Origin of the sequence: Holophaga foetida DSM 6591, from assembly GCF_000242615.2 — a bacterium.
GTDB lineage: Bacteria > Acidobacteriota > Holophagae > Holophagales > Holophagaceae > Holophaga > Holophaga foetida.
The window spans coordinates 2,613,010-2,629,921 of sequence record NZ_KI912268.1 but is presented as its reverse complement, the minus strand read 5'-3'; the positions used below and the strand labels follow the sequence as shown (position 1 = coordinate 2,629,921).

Here is a 16,912-nt window from a genome sequence, read left to right as displayed (position 1 = left end):
GGAAGACTCAGCTTGATCCGTTTCTATCTGCGTCGATCCATGCCTAAATTACAATTTTCCATTAATCACATACATCACGCGGCACCCACCCTACCTTCACCCCCGCCCGGTACAGGCAGTAGGTGATCGCGTAGGCCCCCACCACATCGATGGTGTAGTGCAGGTGGGCCAGGAAGACGATGGCCAGGGTGAAGAGGTTCAGCCCCAGGAATATCCAGGAGACCCGTCCCAGCCGCCTGGAGAAGAGATAGAGCAGGAAGGTGGTGGCGATGTGGCCCGAGAAGAAGAGGTCCTTGGTCAGGTAGATCCCGGCCGTGTTGCCCACCACCGCAGAGATCGGATTCACGATGGAAAGCCATGTGGACCAGAAAGGGAACCCCTGGAGGGCATTCAGGTCGGATCCCAGGACCGGACCCAGGGCCGTGAGGGGGATGCAGAGGCCCCGTACCAGGGCCAGGATGCCATCCAGCACCACCAGTCGCAGGAAGAGGCTCCGATCCCGCCAGCCGATGTAGACAGCCCCGGGGATATAGCAGAGGATCCAGAGGGTGTAGTTCCACCGGGCCAAGCTCTCCACATAGGGCACGTAGGAGAGGATCAGGTCCGGAAGGCTCGGCGCGGGAGTCCGCTCGTGGACCAGCACCACCAGGAGCATGAGGGAATGGCAGGCGTAGCGCGCCACCAAGGCCAGGATGACGAGGCCCCAGAAATGGCGAGGCACCCGCCTGGGGTCATGCCCCCGGACAGGTGCCATCCGTGCGCTGGACAACTTAGCTGAGGCGCTTCATGAAGTCATCGTTGTTGATGACGTAGCGGACGTGGGTGCCCTCGCCGATCTTGCCGCTCTCATCGAACATCTCACCCGTGAAGGAGATCTTCTTGCCCTCGACGGCGGTGATGGTGGCGGCGCAGCGGACCAGCTTGCCGATGGCCGTCGCCTTCATGTGCTTCACATGGATATCGATACCCACCGTGCCGAAGCCCTGGGGCAGCAGGGGGGCGAGCCCCTGCAGGGCCGCGCCCTCGAAAAGGGCCACCAGGGACGGGGTGGAGAAGACCTCCAACCCGCCGGATCCCACGGCGGCGGCGGATTCGTGGGGTTCGGCGGTCTTCTGGCGCTCAAAGACCATCCCGACGTTGATCTGCTCGGTCATGTCAGCTCCTATTCCAGGCCCAGTTTCTGCTGGACGCCGTTCTCGTCAACAGGGTGAGCGGTCTCGGCATCGGCCATGAGCTCGTCGGTCAGTTCCTCCTCTTCCAGGGCCTGGGCGCTGGCGTCGATCTTGGCGATACCCACCACCCGGTCCTCGGCGGAAGCCAGGTTCAGGAGGCGCACCCCCTGGGCGGCGCGGCCCGTCTGGCGCACTTCATCGATGTTGAAGCGGATGACCATACCCTCCTGGCTGATGAGGAGGCAGCCCTCACCCGGCTTCACCAGGACGCTGCCCACCACGAGTCCATTGCGGACCCCGGCCCGGATGTTAATGACACCACCACCACCACGATGCTGGAGACGGTAGTCCTGGAGGAGACTGCGCTTGCCGTAGCCCTTCTCGGTGACCGTCAGGAGCATGCCGTGCTCGGCGGTGCTCTCATCGGCTTCCACACCCTCGGGCAGGTCGGGCAGGGGATCCATGACCTCCATGTCCACAATGCAGTCGCCGGAACCCATCTTCATGCCCCGGACACCGGTGGTCACGCGGCCCATGGCCCGCACATCCTCGGCGCTGAAGCGGATGGCCTTGCCCTGGGCGCTCACCAGGATGATCTGCTGTTCACCCGTGGACTGGCGCACCGCCACGAGGGCGTTGCCGTCCTCGATGTTGAGGGCGATCAGGCCGTTGCTGCGGATATTGGCATAGGCGGAAAGGCTGGTGCGCTTCACGGTGCCATCGCTGGTGGCGAAGACCAGATGGTGATGCTCCGGGAACTCCCGGAGGGCCATGAGGGTCACCACCTTCTCATCGTCCTTGAGGCTGATGAGGTTCTTGATGTGCTTGCCCCGGTTGGCGGCGCCGCTCTCGGGAATGTCGTAGACCTTGATGGCGTAGGCGTAGCCGCGGTCCGTGAAGACCAGCAGGGTGTCGTGGGCCTTGGTGAGGAAGAGCTGCTCGACGAAATCCTCGTCCTTGGTCTTCATGCCCAGCTTGCCCTTGCCGCCCCGCTTCTGGCGCCGGTAGGCCGCCAGATCGGTGCGCTTGATGTAGCCGGTCTTGGAGAGGGTCACCACCATGGGATCGTCGGGGATGACATCCTCCATGCGGATCTCGCCCGTGAAGCCCATGATCTCGGTGCGGCGGTCGTTGCCGAACTGCTCGCCGATGTTCACGAGCTCCTCGCGGATCACGGCCATGAGCTTGGCGTCGTCCTCCAGAATGCTCTTGAGGTAGGCGATGGTGGCCTCCACCTCCGCCAGTTCCTCCAGGATCTTGTCCCGCTCCAGGCCCGTGAGGCGCTGCAGGCGCATGTCCAGGATGGCCTGGGCCTGCCGGTCCGAAAGCTTGAACTCCTCGGCCCGGGCACCGGCGAAGAGGCCCAGCATGAGGCCGGACTTGGCCTCGTCGGGGCTCTTGGCGGCCCGGATGAGGGCGATGACGGCATCCAGCCAGTCCAGGGCGATCTTGAGGCCCAGGAGGATGTGATGGCGATCCTCGGCCTTCCGGAGCTGGAACATGGTGCGACGGGTCACCACTTCCCGGCGGAAGCCCAGGAACTCCTTGAGGATCTCCCGGAGGGTGCAGACCCGGGGCTGGCCGTTCACGATGCAGAGCATGGTGATGGGGAAGGAATTCTGGAGCTGGGTCTGCTGGTAGAGCTGGTTGAGGACAATGTCCGAGGGCTCGTTGCGCTTGAGCTCCACCACCAGGCGAATGCCCTCGCGGTCGGACTCATCCCGGAGGTCCGAGATGCCTTCCAGGCGCTTTTCGTTGACGAGATCGGCGATCTTCGAGGTCAGGGTGGCCTTGTTGACCTGGTAGGGCAGTTCCGTGAAGACGATCTGCTCCACCTCGCCCTTGTTCTTGACGCGGATGGTCTCGGTGTGGGACTTCGCCCGGACCACACAGCGGCCCCGGCCGGTGCGGTAGGCGTCCAGCACCCCCTCGGTGCCCAGCATCATGCCGCCCCCGGGGAAATCCGGGGCCTTGATGAATTCCATGATGCCGCCCAGATCCAGGGCGGGATTGTCGATCAGCGCCACCAGGGCGTTGCAGCACTCCCGCAGGTTGTGGGGAGGGATGCTGGTGGCCATGCCCACGGCGATGCCCTGGGTTCCGTTCACCAACAGGTTGGGGAAGCGGGTGGGGAGGGTCAGGGGTTCCTGGAGACTGTCGTCATAGTTGGGACCGAAGTCGACGGTGTCCTGGTCGATGTCCTCCATCATCTCGGAGGCCAGGCGGCTCAGACGGGCCTCGGTGTAACGCATGGCGGCGGCGCTATCACCGTCGATGGAACCGAAGTTGCCCTGGCCATCCACCAGGACGTGGCGCATGGAGAAGGGCTGGGCCAGGCGCACCAAGGTGTCGTAGATCGCGGAGTCGCCGTGGGGATGGTATTTACCCATCACATCACCGACGGTGCGGGCGGACTTCTTGTAGGAGCGGTTCCATTCGTTACCGCCCTCTTTCATGGCGAAGAGCACTCGACGATGCACGGGCTTGAGACCATCCCGCACATCGGGAAGGGCTCGGCCCACGATCACACTCATGGAGTAGTCGAGGTAGGACTTGCGCATCTCCTTTTCGATATCGATGGGTTCGATGCGCTGGGACTTAGGCTGCGGTTGTTCCACGTGGAACCTCTAAAAAATATCAATCCAGGGCGGCAGACGGAATCAGACGTCCAGGTTCTCTGCGAGAAGGGCGTTGTCTTCGATAAAGCGGCGCCGGGGTTCCACGGCATCGCCCATGAGGACGGTGAAGATCTCGTCGGCCTGCACCGCGTCCTCCACCCGCACCTGAAGGAGGGTGCGGCGCTCGGAATCCATGGTGGTTTCCCAGAGCTGCTCGGGATTCATCTCACCCAGTCCCTTGTAGCGCTGGATGCTGACGCCCTTCTTGCCTTCCTCGATGATGGTGACAAGCAGGTCCTCGGCGTTGTTGAAGACCATCTCCTTGGCCTGCTTCAAGGCCACCACGGGCTCCTCGCCCTCCTCGGGCTCCGCAACCACGGCGGAGGTGCGGCGGAGCTTCAGGGCACCGCCCCTGAAGGTCGCCAGATCCTCGCGAAGGGCCTGGAGGCGCCGGAATTCACCCCAGTGGGCGACATGCTCGTCGATCCAGAGGGTGATGGGGCGGCTGAGGTGCATGCGGGTGAGGCGGAGGCGGTGGGTGGCGGGGTCCAGAAGCTTGGGTTCGGCTTCCGGCTGCCCTTCCTCGGGAGTCTCCACGGGGGCGTAAGTCGCCTCGGTGGATTCGACCTCGCACTGGCCCAGGCCCATGGCCTGCAGGCGGTCAGAGAGTTCCTGAACGGCTTCGCGGGTGCTGAAGCGGTCGTCAGCCAGGAGCCCCTCCGAGAGGAGGCCGTCCACCAGGGGCCGGGCATAGCCCCGACGATCCAGCTTGGCGAAGAGGTGCTTGACCTCGCCCCACTTCTTCATCTCCCGCACCAGGTCGGGACCCTTGACCTCGCCGCCCTGGGGGAGGGTCAGAGTCCAGCCGTCCAGGGCCTTGTTGAAGATGTACTCCTCCAGGGCCCGCTCGTCCTTGAGGTAGCGCTCCTGCTTGCCCTTCTTGACCTTGTAGAGCGGGGGCTGGGCGATGTAGATGTGGCCGCGCAGCACCAGCTCGGGCATCTGCCGGTAGAAGAAGGTCAGGAGCAGGGTGCGGATGTGACTACCGTCCACGTCGGCGTCGGTCATGAGCACGATCTTGTGGTACCGGAGGTTCTCGATCTTGAAGTCATCCTGGCCGATGCCCGTGCCCAGGGCCGTGATCAGGGTCCGGATCTCCTGGTAGGCCATGATCCTGTCGAATCGGGCCTTTTCCACGTTGAGGACCTTGCCCTTGAGGGGCAGGATGGCCTGGGCGCGACGATCGCGGCCCTGCTTGGCGCTGCCACCGGCGGAATCACCCTCCACCAGGAAGATTTCGCAGAGGGCGGGATCCTTTTCGGAGCAGTCCGCCAGCTTGCCGGGAAGTCCGGCGCTGTCCAGGACGCCCTTGCGCCGGGTCAGGTCCCGGGCACGGCGGGCGGCCTCCCGGGCGCGGGCGGCATCGATGGCCTTCTCCAGGATGGCCTTGGCCTCCCGGGGGTTCTCCTCGAAGAACTGGGTGAGCTTCTCGTAGACCACGGTCTGGACGATGCCCTTGACCTCGCTGGAGACGAGGCGGTCCTTGGTCTGGCTGCTGAACTTGGGATCGGGCACCTTGGCGGAGATCACCGCCGTCAGGCCCTCGCGCACATCCTCGCCGGAGAGGGTCACCTTGCTGGACTTCAGCAGGTTGTTCTTCTCGGCGTAGGTGTTGACCACCCGGGTCATGGCGGCCCGGAAGCCCTCCAGATGGGCGCCACCGTCACGGTTGCGGATGTTGTTGGTGAAGCAGAAGAGTGTTTCCTGGTAGGTGTCGTTCCACTGGAGGGCGACTTCCACGACGATGTCGTTCTTGGTGTCCTCGATGTGGATGGGGAGCTTGTGGAGAACCACCTTGTTGCGGTTCAGGTGCTCCACGAAGGCGCTGATGCCACCGGCATTGAAGAAGTCGTGGCTATCGCCGGTACGCTCATCGGTCACCCGGATGTGGACGCCCTTGTTGAGGTAGCTCAGCTCCCGAAGGCGCTGGCTCAGGGTCTCGAAGGAGAACTCCAGCTTGAAGTGGAAAATCTCAGGATCAGGCTTGAAGCGCACCCGGCTGCCACGGCGGGTGGTGGGGCCCACGACCGCCAGGGGGGCGTCGGCCTTGCCCTGGCTGAAGGTCATGTGATGCTCCTTGCCCTCGCGCCAGATGGTGAGCCAGAGCTTCTCGGAGAGCGCGTTCACGCAGGAGACGCCCACGCCGTGGAGACCGCCGGAGATCTTGTAGGAGTTGTCGTCGAATTTCCCACCGGCATGGAGGACGGTCATGATCACTTCGGCGGCGGAGCGCTGCTCCTCCTTGTGCATGTCCGTGGGGATGCCGCGACCATTGTCCTCGACGGAGCAGCTGCCATCGTCGTGGAGGATCACGTCCACCCGGGTGCAGTACCCGGCCAGGGCTTCGTCGACGGCGTTGTCCACCACCTCGTAGACCAGCTGGTGAAGACCACTGCCATCATCTGTGTCCCCGATGTACATCCCGGGTCGCTTGCGGACGGCCTCGAGATCTCTCAGAACGGTGATGTTGTCGGCGGTGTAAGTGGAAACGTTTTCCTGAGGAATCGTTGCTTCAGACATCAAGACTCACTTTTTCTAATCGACGGGAAATCCCCAATTAGCTGGGGTTCGCGAACTTCACTGGCATGAGCACGTAGCGGAAGCTCATGTCCTCGATGCTCGGGGACATGAAGATGCCCTGGCCCACGTCGTCCTTGAACTGGTAGACCACCTCGTCCCCGGGCAGGCGCTCCAGAAGCTCGGTCAGGTAGTCGATGTTGAAGGCCAGCTCCAGCGGGTTCTCCTCGCCGGTGAAGCTGATGGTGCCCTGGTTGACGCCCTCGTCCGGGTGCTGGAAGAAGACGCGGAGGTTGGGAAATTCAAAGAAAAGGCGGACGTTCTTGTTGTAGTCGTCCTTTTTCAGGCCCACGACCTTGAGGGTCTTGAGGAAGTCCTCGCGGTCGACGATGACCCGGCGGGGAAGCTCGGCCGGAAGGACCTTCTCGTAGGCGGGATAGTTGCCTGTGACCCGGCGGGTGGAGAACTTGAGACCCGGCTGCTCCATGAAGAGGCTCCGGTCGTCCCAGGAGAGGGTCAGCTGGCCGTCCTCCGCCAGGGCGGAGGGCAGGAGGTCCAGGGCACGCTTGGGCACCGTCAGGCGAGCCTCGGCCTCAAGGCCGGTGTCGCAGGGGAGCTCCACCACCGCCAGGCGGAAGCCGTCGGTGGAGACCACCCGGATGAACTTGGGCGCCAGGTGGAGGAGCACACCCGAAAGGGCGGGCTTGGTGGCGTCCTTGCTGACGGAGATGGAGCCCAGGAGGATGGCCTTGCGGAAGGCCAGGGAGTTCACCGTCACCTTGGGCAGGGATTCGTCCGGCTTGGGCAGCTCGGGGAAGCCTTCACCGGGCTGGACGTTGTGCTCGGAGTTGAAGCCCTTGGCCCGGAGCCAGATGCGGCTGGCCACATCGGGCCATTCGATGGTGAGGAGGCCGTCCGGGTACGCCCGGACCGTATCGATGAACTTCTTGCCTGGAATGGCGACGGTACGGGAACCGTTGCCTTCGATGGGCACGGTGGCCTCGAAGGCCAGCTCCATGTCGGTGGCCTTGAGGCACATCTCCTGGTCCTTCACGTCCACGAGGACGTGCTGAAGGATCGGGAGCGTCACACGACGCTCCAGTGCGTGTTTGAGAATGCCCAAGGTCCGATCAAGACGATCTTTGGATACCTGTATTTGAAAGTTCATGCCTCACCTTGATCATGCTGAGGGACGGGGAAAGCTGCGGAAAAGGGCATCAAACCCCTGATTGTACATGGAAAAAGATTGGAGGGACAGGTGTGGATGGTATGGCTCAGGCTGCGGACATCGAGGTGTGGAAAACGCCTCGCATTACAAATTGAACAACACCGCCTGGGGTTTTCCTCCGGTCCTTGTGGAAAACCCACAGGATACCCGCAGCACTAAGAGATGCTGTTGAGGAGGGAGTGGACTGTCTTGTGGAGATCGGGATCTTTCTGCATCCGGGTCTTCACGGATTCGATGGCGTTCATGACCGTGCTGTGGTGCAGATCATTGAAGCTGCGACCGATCTCCGCCAGGGAACTGGTGGTCAGTTCCCTGGCCAGGTACATGGCCACCTGGCGTGGTATGAGGATGCTTTGTGTGCGGGTCTTCTTTTTCACCAGATCGCTGAAGCTGATGTTGAAGGTCTCGGCGGTCATGCGGCAGATTCGTTCCAGGGAGACATTGCTGGTGGCCTCGATGCCCGTCTGACCCTGGAAGGCCTGGGCGGCTACCTCGATGCTCACAGGAAGTCCCAGGAAGCTGCTCTGGAAGACCACCCGGGTCAGGAGGCCCTCCAGGTCACGTACGCTTCCCTTGGCCTTGTGGGCGATGAAGGTGAGCACATCGTCCGGTACCTTGGCCCCCAGATCCTTGAAGACATCCTCCTCCAGTTTTTTCCGGAGAATGGCCACCCGGGTTTCAAAATCAGGCGGCTGGATATCCGCCGTCAGACCCCACTTGAAGCGGGTGATGAGGCGGTCGTGCAGACCCTCCAGCTTCTGAGGCGGCTTGTCCGAGGTGATGATGATCTGCTTCCCGTACTGGAGGAGGGATTCGAAGATATAGAAGATCTCCTCCTGGGTGCGCTCCATCTTGGCCAGGGTCTGCACATCGTCCAGGAGAAGGACGTCGTTCTGCTGGTACTTCTTGCGCATGGGTTCGGTGTTCTTGGCCTTGATGGCCACCGTCAGCTCGTTGAAGAAGTTGTCCACCTTGAGGTACGCCACCCTCAGTTCGGGGCTTCGGGCCCTGAGGCCCTTTCCGATGCCGATCATGAGGTGGGTCTTGCCCAGGCCTGAACCCCCATAAATAAACAACGGATTCATATTTAAACTTGTACTGGCCCGGCCGTAGTTGTCCACGATGGCGTTGGCGGCAGCCATCGCCAACTGGCTGCCTGGACCCACCACAAAGCGGTCCAGCGTGTACCGCTGGAAGCCCTGGGGGAAGGGGTCGGGCAGTTCTTCCACAGGCTGGGGGGCTACCACCTTGGCCTTGCCAGCCACCGCTTTGGCTGCCTTGACCCCCGCATCCCCCTGGACAGAGAACACCAGCTTCAGGTGCGCCAGATCGGACTGCACCAGGACATCGTGGAACTCCTCCGCAAGCTGCTGCTCGATCCAGATCTTGGCCGAGTGGGAGGAGGTCTGGAGCCAGAGGGAGCTGCCATCAAACTTGATGGCCCGGCAGGGCTCGACCCAGTCCTGGTATGTGCGCTCGGGCAGTTTCTGGGCGAGACCCTGGCGGAGGGTCTCCCAGATGGTTTCGGGATCGTTCAAGGACATGCAGCACCGTATTTCGAAATGAAAACGCCCGCCCCGACCACGGATCGTGGTTCCAGCGGTTTGGGATCAGACGACCGGATCGAGGGATCCCCCTGATTTTAGCAGGAAGACGGGCCAGGATCGTCGTGACCTGATATGCCCAAATTCATGAGAAGATGGCCGTCAGAGGTGAAAGATGAGCATGTACGATGTGCTGCGTTCGAGTGACCCCGCCATCTTCGGGGCCCTGGAACTGGAGGTGGGCAGGCAGCGCCACCACCTGGAGCTGATCGCCAGTGAGAACTATTCTTCCGTTGCGGTCATGCAGGCCATGGGCAGCCACTTCACGAACAAATACGCTGAGGGCTACCCGGGTCGCCGCTACTACGGCGGATGCGTCAATGTGGACGTTGTCGAGGACATCGCCCGTGACCGGGCCAAGGAACTCTTCGGGGCCGAGCATGCCAACGTCCAGCCCCACAGCGGCGCCCAGGCCAACGCCAGCGTCTACCTGGCCATGCTCAAGCCGGGTGACACGGTTCTGGGTCTGGATCTGGCCCACGGCGGCCACCTGACCCACGGTCACCCCCTCAACAGCTCGGGCATCCTCTACCACTTCATCGGCTACCAGGTCCGCAAGGACACGGAGCGGGTGGACATGGAGCAGGTCCGGGCCCTGGCCCTGGAACACAAGCCCAAGATGATCGTGGTGGGAGCCTCGGCCTACCCCCGTATCTTCGACTTCGCCGCCTTCCGCGCCATCTGCGATGAGGTCGGCGCCCTGATGATGGTCGACATGGCCCACATCGCCGGTCTGGTGGCCTCGGGCCATCACCCCAGCCCCGTGCCCTACGCCGATTTCGTCACCACCACCACCCACAAGACCCTGCGCGGGCCCCGGGGCGGCATGGTGCTCTGCAAGGAGAAGTACGCCAAGGACATCGACCGGGCCGTGTTCCCCGGTTCCCAGGGCGGTCCCCTCATGCACGTCATCGCGGCCAAGGCCGTGGCCTTCGGTGAGGCGCTGCTTCCTGAGTTCAAGGATTACCAGGCTCAGGTGGTCAAGAACGCCACAGCCCTGGCCCAGGCTCTCCAGGCCAAGGGCTGGCGCATTGTCTCCGGTGGCACGGACAACCACCTGATGCTGGTGGATGTCTTCGCCCAGGGCATCATGGGCAACGAGGCCGAGAAGGCCCTGGACAAGGCCGGCATCACCGCCAACAAGAACGGCATCCCCTTCGACCCCAACCCCCCCCTCAAGCCCTCGGGCATCCGGCTGGGCAGCCCTGCGGTCACAAGCCGTGGCATGAAGGAAGCTGAGATGGTGAAGATCGCCGACTGGATCGATCAGGCCCTTCGGAATACCAAGGACGACGCCGTCCTTGAGCGCATCCAGAAGGAGGTCTTCGAGCTGACCTCCAAGTTCCCCATTCCTGAGTAGGGCGCTTCGTCACACTCGCCCGCCAAGTGGGATGCCTGCTTCCCACTTGGCGGTTCGCGTTCTGGGTCAAGTGTAGTCGTCCCCCCAGTCCAGCTTCAGGTGACGGCACTCCAAATCCTGGAACCCCAGATCTGGGGTGAGCACCTTCACCCGGTCATGGGCATAGACGGCCAGAACACCGCCATCCGGGCTCCACTTCGGCAGGTTCCCTGCCCCCTGACAGCGCTTCAGCTGGCCTCCCTTTTCCGGATCCCAGAGGGCGACACTGCAGTCCTCGCCGCCGCTGGCCAGGCTTCCGCCCGGGGAGAAGTCGAGTCCCCCTACCCAACCTCCATGGGCTTCGATTTGCCAACGGGGTTGGCCGGTGTCCGCGTCGAAGAGGCGAATTACGCCATCCAGGGAACCCACCACCAGCTGGGTTCCTCTCAAGGCTAGGCTGCTCACCCAATGGCCCTGGGTATCCATCACGATCCCGGGCTTCAGGTCGGGGAAGGACCAGCTTCGGACACTGTCGTGTCCACCGGTGAAGATCCGGTGGTTCTCCCAGTCGATGACCATGGCGTTCGCCCGCAGGGGGTGGGCCTGAAGCTGCGCATGAAGGCGGCGCTGAGGCAGGAACCAGACCTTAAGCCTGCCCTCCTGCTCCAGTCCCACAAGCCATTCCCCGCCCACAACCCCCAGTACTCGCAGGGCATGGCCATCCCCTGGCAGCTGCCAGACGGGGGGTGTGGGCCGGGGCTTGTGCAGGGCCGTCTTTCGGTCGGGTGAGAAGCGGAGTCCGCTTCGCTGGAAGGCCCGGATGGCTCCGTTTTGATCGCCCTGGAGCAGCAGGCCCAGCTCCACGCTCCAGGCGAGACAGCGGGTGCTGTCTCCTAGTTCTGCAACGGGAGGCCTTATGAGTTCATCCATGCATCCGAGCTCTTTGGTGGAGTGGCCCTGGCGGTCCCAGAGGCAGGCTGGGCCAAGTGGACGGGCTGCCAAGAGGTGCCGACTATCGCAGCCCCAGGCCAGAAGCCCCTGGTGGGGCATGAAGGCGGTCATCAGGCGAGTCATGCGGCGGGTGGCCAGCTCGTAACAGCGGACAGTGCCGGCCCCGTACTGAGCCACCAGAATGCCTCGCTGTAAGTCCACCCCCAGCTGGCAAGATTGAGCCTCCGTGATTCTCGGGGTGAACTCCTTCAGGGAGGGGAGTTCCACCAAGCGGGTTCGGCCCAGGGGAATCAGGCTGCGGGTAATGATCCCGTGTTGGTGCAGGGCCACCACCCATCGCTTTTCATCCAAGGGGCGGATCTGACTGATGTCACCCTTGCCGACCTCCAGGGGTACTGGCCGGTTCTTGCTGCGCCATGACCAGAGATGCACCCGGGCCATGGCTTGGGTGGGGAGGTGATCGTAAGAGAGTGCTAACGGATGGCAGCCCTCCTGGGTGAAGGCCACCGTGTTGCCGGAGGGGGAGAAGGCACCCCGGGAAGCCGGGTGCGCCCCTGGATCGAAATTACCCGGGAATTGTAGTTCTGCCATGGGTGCCTGAGTTTCCCCCTGGGTGACCTTCCAGGCGTCCCCCTGAGACGAAGCGTTGAGCGACCGGCGTCTGTGCCAAATCACTTCCTCTGATGACAGTGATCCCAGGCAATCCTGCACCCCCCTGGGGAGCGCACCGAATGCCTTGTTCGGGGCGCTGTCCGAGGCCCGGAGGTGGCGGTGGGCCAGGGTCGATCCCGGGAGTCCCACCACCCAGGAAAATCCATCGTCATAGCCGCGCCAGGCTCCGACCAGGGCCGAGGGTCCGGTGAAGAGGGCTCCCTTGAAGGTGCTGTACTGGCCACGCGGGGTGGCCATGGCTTCGCCGAGTCCGCCGGGGTAGGGACTGTCCTCTGACTGGCTCGCCATTGGGAGAACTGCGGCCCGTTGGCCGGTGTAGACGTCCCAGAGTTCAATGGGATCCCCTTTGGGACCCGGGAGGGCTACCCAGCGTCCGTTTGGATGGAGGCAGGAGGGTTGGTAGGACGGCACCACCTCGGATGGCCCTGCGGGTTCTGCTCGCAGGACTTGGGAGAGCCCAAGGACGCTGAACCAGGCCAGCACGTGACGACGTTCCACGGGAATTCTCCCAATTTATGTTTAAAAAATAATAATACCAAATTCATCATTTGATCGCACTTTGCTTGATTTCTCCACAAGGTTCAGTGATTCCCACGAGCATGCGGGTTAGGCTGTAAGTCATGCGCTGCCCCTTCTGCGGTCATCACGAGGACAAGGTGGTGGACTCCAGGGAGTCCCGGGAGGGGGATTCCATCCGCCGCCGCCGGGAGTGCCTCAAGTGCGGGCGCCGTTTCACCAGCTACGAGCGGGTGGAGGAAGTGCCGCTCCTCATTGTGAAGAAGGACGGGCGCCGGGAGCCCTTCGACCGGCAGAAGCTCAGCCGGGGCATCATGGCCGCCTGCCAGAAACGCCCCGTCTCCCTGGCCCAGCAGGAAGAACTGGTGTCGGACATCCAGGCCCGCCTCTTGGAACACCCGGATCGCGAGATCGCCAGCCGGGACCTGGGGGAACTGGTGATGGACGGCCTGAAGGCCCTGGATTCCGTGGCCTACGTGCGCTTCGCTTCGGTGTATCGCCAGTTCAAGGATCTCCCGGACTTCGTCAAGGCCCTGGAGGGCATGATGGCGGGCGTCCAGCCTCCCATCGAAGCGAAGGTCGAGCCAAGGGGCCTGCTCCGGAAGGCCGTTCCCACCTTGCCACTTCCGACGAGCGTCGCGAGCTCAACGCCCCTTTTTCCGGATCTGGGGGCTGTTCCCCCCAAAACCAAGAAGCGGCACTGATTCCGCACCTCCCTTTGAACCGAATGGGGCCTTTAACATAGTGTAATCAAAGCTTTTAAACAAGATATGCAGGATGGGCAGGATAAAAGCAGAAGGCTGATGAACTGCTGTCAAAATATGCCGGCGATGTTATATATAAAATAATTGTAATTATAGATATGGAGACTCTGTGGTTGGCGGCGCTTTGGTGTGAGTCTGAAGCGGCCTTTGCTTCTCCTGGAACGGGGAGATCAAGCTTTGCAACGCAGATAACCGGATCTTTCTCCTGCGTGCATCCAATTCATCCGCGGCTTTCGAGCTGAACGGATGCCTTTTGATATATGTCATGTTTTAATTATGATAAATAAAGAAATTTATCTCGATTGATAACGTTTATTTCCATGCATCGTATACTCCTGCTAAGCTGTAGAAGACCCAACCCGGGCCATGAAGGCCCCCTATTCAGGAGTCACTATGAAGTTTCTAAGCATCCCCTTCCTCTCCCTGGCCTGCGTGGCCTCCCTCTCCGCCGCCGACTACGGTCTTGGCTTCTCCGTGGCTGAAGATTCCTATGCCATCACCGCTCCTGTTCGCCTGAAGGGCGGCATCGTCCTGGAGCCCAGCGTGAACTTCAGCTCTTCCAACTACCACTACAGCAATGGCTACGAGAAGGAGAAGCAGGCCTCGTACGGTGTGGGCTTCGGTGTCTACAAGCACCAGGCGGCTGTCCAGTCTCTCGAGTTCTTCTACGGCGCCGCTGTGAGCGTGAATCGCTCCACCTCCAAGTATGAAGAGCCCGGCTACAGCTCCAAGTCGAGCTACAACACCATCGCCATCGAGCCCGCCGTTGGCCTGGAATACCTCGTCAACAAGAACGTTTCCTTCGGCGGGAAGGCCGGTGTCTCCTTCGAGCGCTATGATAGGTGCGGCAACGCTGCTCAGGAGAACGACATCAACACCTTCAGCTCCCTCTTCGTCCGGATGTACTTCTAAGTCCGGCCAGCAGGCTTGAAGCAGCGGTCACGGGGCTTCCCCCGTGGCCGCTTTCTCTTTAGCCAACTTCCGTTTTCTCACCGCTGCTTGGTGAGTGTGAAGGTGATGGGCTTGGCGTTGGGGCCGGGGGCGGACATGGTGCCCTGAAGGGTCTCGCGGGTGAAGGTGCCGCTGGCCGATACGGCGCCGCCGCCGGAACTCCGCTGGGTCTGGTTCGCAGGCGCGCCCGGCCTGCCGCCGAAGTCGACGTTGAAGGTGGAATCGCTGGTGGCTGTGCCCTTGGCACTGAAGCTGCCATCCCTGGCGCTCCCCTTCAGATCCCCCCGGGTGCTCATCCTGAGCCCCATGGAGATGCCAGCGGTCTGGCCCGCCACGCCGAGTCCCTCCATGGTGCCCTTCAGGTCGAAGTGCATGGAGAGGTTCCCGTCCCGATCAAGGTCCGCCGTCATGGGACCCTGGAAGCGGAAGCTCACGGGCGGCGCCCCCGTGGAGGCGTCATAGGGGGGCTTGTGGATCCAGGTGACGGTCCCGGCGTAGCGGCCCGCCATGGGCAATCCCAGCAGACGGTCCTTGGCATCCTGGGTCCGCTTGTCGTCCGCCAGCTTGTCGACCTTGCCCTCCACATAGTGCTTGTAGGCCCGGTCCCCTCCCTCGGCGCCCACCACCGCTCCCACGGGACCGCCCAGGCTGCCTGCGGCGGCCCCCAGGGCGGAAGCCCCCTTCTTGCCCAGGCCGTTGATGAAGACGGCGGCGGCCCCGGTGGTGTCCCCCTCCGCGAGGTACCCTGCGGCACTGCTGAAGCTGTCGACGATCTCGATGACATCCCCCACCAGCCTGACCTTGCGCAGGAAGCCGGCCTTGCCCGCCTGCTGCCCCTGCCAGGCCCGGGCGTCCGCGCCCTTGGTCATCCCTGACATCTGCTTGGCGGCGTGGCGGTTGCCCTCGGAAGCCTTCTGGTAGCCAGCCTGGAGGGTCTCCAGGGTCTTGTCCACGCCCTCGGTCTTGGCGGTGGTGACCGTGGTTCCGACGGTTTCCATGGCGTCGTAGAGGGCCCCGCTGCCTTCGGTGGTGCTGATGGCCAGGGGAGCTGTGTCGGAGGCGTTCTGGGCCCCCAGCCAAAGCAGGGCACCCGCGCAAGCGGCGATGGCCACGCCGCGTTCCATCGACATGCGCATCATTTCAGCCCCCCGTAGCAGGCATTGAAGCTGAGGAGATCTAGCCGCTCAGGGGCAAGGGCCCCCTCTTCCCGCTGGAAGACGATTCCCAGGAATAGGTCGGGGTTCGAGCCGTTGTGGGCCATCACCAGGACCTTCCCCCCGGCGTCCACCATGACGGTCGGCTTGAAGGCCGCCCACGCCTCCTGCGGCAAAGCCCGGAGGGCTTCAGCGGAGGAGCTGGGGGTGCTCCGAGTCTGGCCGACGGCGGTAGCACCCTCGGCCATGAGACGGATGTAGGCCATGCGCACCGGATTGTTCATAGGCTGGCTGAAGGTGACCAGCGAACGGACCACCTGGGCCATCTGGCTGCCGCAGGCCACCCGGAGGGCATCGGGGGCGGCGGCGGTGATCTTCCGGAGATCCGTCCCATCGGCGAAGGTGCGCTCGAAGGCGCGGATGGTCTGGGCCGTGGTGTAGCCGACGCCGTGGGGCCCGTAGCCCTCCTTGGCCCATCCAGGGGAGCCGAAGGGTGGCCCTTCTCCCCGCAATGCGCTCCCGGGCACCAGTTCCAGGTCCACCATGGTCTCCGGGCCCTTCCATAGGGTGAGGAGCCCCACATCGGCCCAGGGATGGTAGAAGAGCACGGGCTTGAGGCCCTTCTGCTCCGGCGCCCCCGCCACGAGGGAGGTGTTGAAGAAGAATGCCCAGCCCACGGGGGCGTCGGCGGTGGGCCAGAGCACTTCGTTGATGCCCCCGAGGCGGCTCTGCATGGAGGGGGCGAGGGCCTTCTGGAATGCCCCGGGCGCATTCTTCCGGGCAGACTCCCGGAAGGCCAGGGGACCCGCCATGGAGTTGCCGGAGCGACCCATGAGCAACCAGACCCCCAGGGCGGCGAGAATGATCAGGAGTGGCAGGGCGATCCCCAGGAGACAGCCCCAGCGGGAGCCCTTCCGGCGGGTTGGTGGGATCGGCTGGGGAAGGGGCTGGGATGGGGTCTCCCCCGGTGCCGGGGTCGCCTGGGGGAGGGGAACAGGGGGCGGAAGGCTCCGGGCTGGAACAGGAGGCGGGCGGAGGGGTGCGGTGAATGGCGCGGGCAGACCCCCCACCTGGGCCATCACCAGGCCGAAGCGGAGGCGATCCCCTTCCTTAAGCCAGACCCGCTCCTGGACTCGCTCCTCGTTCACCCATGTGCCGTTGGTGGAGCCCAGGTCCTGCAGCATCCAGTTGCCGCCCAAGCAGCGGAAGACGGCATGGTGGCTTGAGACGCTGCCATCGTCCAGGCGCAGGGCGTTGTCCGGTCCCCTGCCTACGGTGAGTCCCTCTGCCAGGGGGACACGGCCGCCGGTGCCGACCAGGATCAGGCAAGGACCGTCAGACATGGGTTCCTCCGCAGGGGTGCCCC

The 16,912-nt window shown here is 63.3% G+C and carries 12 protein-coding genes; 3 read left to right on the top strand and 9 right to left on the bottom strand.

Annotated features, from left to right (window positions below; translation table 11 throughout):
* Window positions 1-61: 61 nt before the first annotated feature.
* From HOLFODRAFT_RS20920 to dnaA, 6 genes are all read right to left on the bottom strand, one after another.
* Window positions 62-721, bottom strand: coding sequence for a phosphatase PAP2-related protein (locus HOLFODRAFT_RS20920; protein ID WP_052572551.1), 660 nt, complete (start codon window positions 719-721; stop codon window positions 62-64).
* Window positions 722-770: 49 nt separating this feature from the next.
* Entirely contained in the window at window positions 771-1,154 is a 384-nt protein-coding gene (locus tag HOLFODRAFT_RS0211800; RefSeq protein WP_005032237.1) for a thioesterase family protein, read from the bottom strand.
* A gap of 8 nt (window positions 1,155-1,162) precedes the next feature.
* Window positions 1,163-3,790: a DNA gyrase subunit A gene (gyrA, locus tag HOLFODRAFT_RS0211795; protein ID WP_005032235.1), complete on the bottom strand. Its 2,628-nt coding sequence runs from the start codon at window positions 3,788-3,790 to the stop codon at window positions 1,163-1,165.
* Between the two features lie 42 nt (window positions 3,791-3,832).
* Window positions 3,833-6,370, bottom strand: coding sequence for a DNA topoisomerase (ATP-hydrolyzing) subunit B (gyrB, locus tag HOLFODRAFT_RS0211790; protein ID WP_005032234.1), 2,538 nt, complete (start codon window positions 6,368-6,370; stop codon window positions 3,833-3,835).
* Between the two features lie 37 nt (window positions 6,371-6,407).
* Window positions 6,408-7,535, bottom strand: a complete 1,128-nt coding sequence (gene dnaN / locus HOLFODRAFT_RS0211785) for a DNA polymerase III subunit beta (protein WP_005032233.1) — start codon at window positions 7,533-7,535, stop codon at window positions 6,408-6,410.
* A 215-nt stretch (window positions 7,536-7,750) separates the two neighbouring features.
* Window positions 7,751-9,139: a chromosomal replication initiator protein DnaA gene (gene dnaA / locus HOLFODRAFT_RS20915; protein ID WP_005032232.1), complete on the bottom strand. Its 1,389-nt coding sequence runs from the start codon at window positions 9,137-9,139 to the stop codon at window positions 7,751-7,753.
* Between the two features lie 181 nt (window positions 9,140-9,320).
* On the opposite strand from dnaA, the gene HOLFODRAFT_RS0211775 reads away from it, so the two are divergent.
* Window positions 9,321-10,559 (top strand): serine hydroxymethyltransferase, encoded by a 1,239-nt coding sequence (locus tag HOLFODRAFT_RS0211775; protein WP_026939270.1) that lies wholly within the window; start codon window positions 9,321-9,323, stop codon window positions 10,557-10,559.
* A 66-nt stretch (window positions 10,560-10,625) separates the two neighbouring features.
* On the opposite strand, the gene HOLFODRAFT_RS0211770 is transcribed toward HOLFODRAFT_RS0211775, so the two are convergent.
* On the bottom strand, window positions 10,626-12,659 hold the full coding sequence (locus HOLFODRAFT_RS0211770; RefSeq protein ID WP_005032229.1) for a WD40 repeat domain-containing protein: 2,034 nt from the start codon (window positions 12,657-12,659) through the stop codon (window positions 10,626-10,628).
* 122 nt (window positions 12,660-12,781) lie between these two features.
* On the opposite strand from HOLFODRAFT_RS0211770, the gene nrdR reads away from it, so the two are divergent.
* Both nrdR and HOLFODRAFT_RS0211760 read left to right on the top strand, forming a co-directional pair.
* Window positions 12,782-13,381, top strand: a complete 600-nt coding sequence (gene nrdR / locus HOLFODRAFT_RS20910) for a transcriptional regulator NrdR (RefSeq protein WP_005032227.1) — start codon at window positions 12,782-12,784, stop codon at window positions 13,379-13,381.
* A gap of 453 nt (window positions 13,382-13,834) precedes the next feature.
* Complete coding sequence (locus tag HOLFODRAFT_RS0211760; protein ID WP_005032224.1) at window positions 13,835-14,353, top strand: hypothetical protein; 519 nt, start codon at window positions 13,835-13,837, stop codon at window positions 14,351-14,353.
* Between the two features lie 77 nt (window positions 14,354-14,430).
* Here HOLFODRAFT_RS0211760 and HOLFODRAFT_RS0211755 read toward each other — a convergent pair whose 3' ends face one another.
* Window positions 14,431-15,522: a hypothetical protein gene (locus tag HOLFODRAFT_RS0211755; RefSeq protein WP_148300440.1), complete on the bottom strand. Its 1,092-nt coding sequence runs from the start codon at window positions 15,520-15,522 to the stop codon at window positions 14,431-14,433.
* A 5-nt stretch (window positions 15,523-15,527) separates the two neighbouring features.
* Window positions 15,528-16,889 carry an FHA domain-containing protein gene (locus HOLFODRAFT_RS23165; RefSeq protein WP_005032213.1) on the bottom strand — a complete coding sequence of 454 codons (1,362 nt, stop codon included), beginning with the start codon at window positions 16,887-16,889 and terminating at the stop codon, window positions 15,528-15,530.
* Window positions 16,890-16,912 lie beyond the last annotated feature (23 nt).

Coding starts and splice junctions, on each gene's coding strand:
- gyrB (WP_005032234.1), bottom strand. CDS start 6,370: ATGTCTGAAGCAACGATTCCTCAGGAAAACGTTTCCACTTACACCGCC.
- dnaN (WP_005032233.1), bottom strand. CDS start 7,535: ATGAACTTTCAAATACAGGTATCCAAAGATCGTCTTGATCGGACCTTG.
- HOLFODRAFT_RS0211755 (WP_148300440.1), bottom strand. CDS start 15,522: ATGTCGATGGAACGCGGCGTGGCCATCGCCGCTTGCGCGGGTGCCCTG.
- HOLFODRAFT_RS0211760 (WP_005032224.1), top strand. CDS start 13,835: ATGAAGTTTCTAAGCATCCCCTTCCTCTCCCTGGCCTGCGTGGCCTCC.
- HOLFODRAFT_RS23165 (WP_005032213.1), bottom strand. CDS start 16,889: ATGTCTGACGGTCCTTGCCTGATCCTGGTCGGCACCGGCGGCCGTGTC.
- HOLFODRAFT_RS0211775 (WP_026939270.1), top strand. CDS start 9,321: ATGTACGATGTGCTGCGTTCGAGTGACCCCGCCATCTTCGGGGCCCTG.
- nrdR (WP_005032227.1), top strand. CDS start 12,782: ATGCGCTGCCCCTTCTGCGGTCATCACGAGGACAAGGTGGTGGACTCC.
- dnaA (WP_005032232.1), bottom strand. CDS start 9,139: ATGTCCTTGAACGATCCCGAAACCATCTGGGAGACCCTCCGCCAGGGT.
- HOLFODRAFT_RS0211800 (WP_005032237.1), bottom strand. CDS start 1,154: ATGACCGAGCAGATCAACGTCGGGATGGTCTTTGAGCGCCAGAAGACC.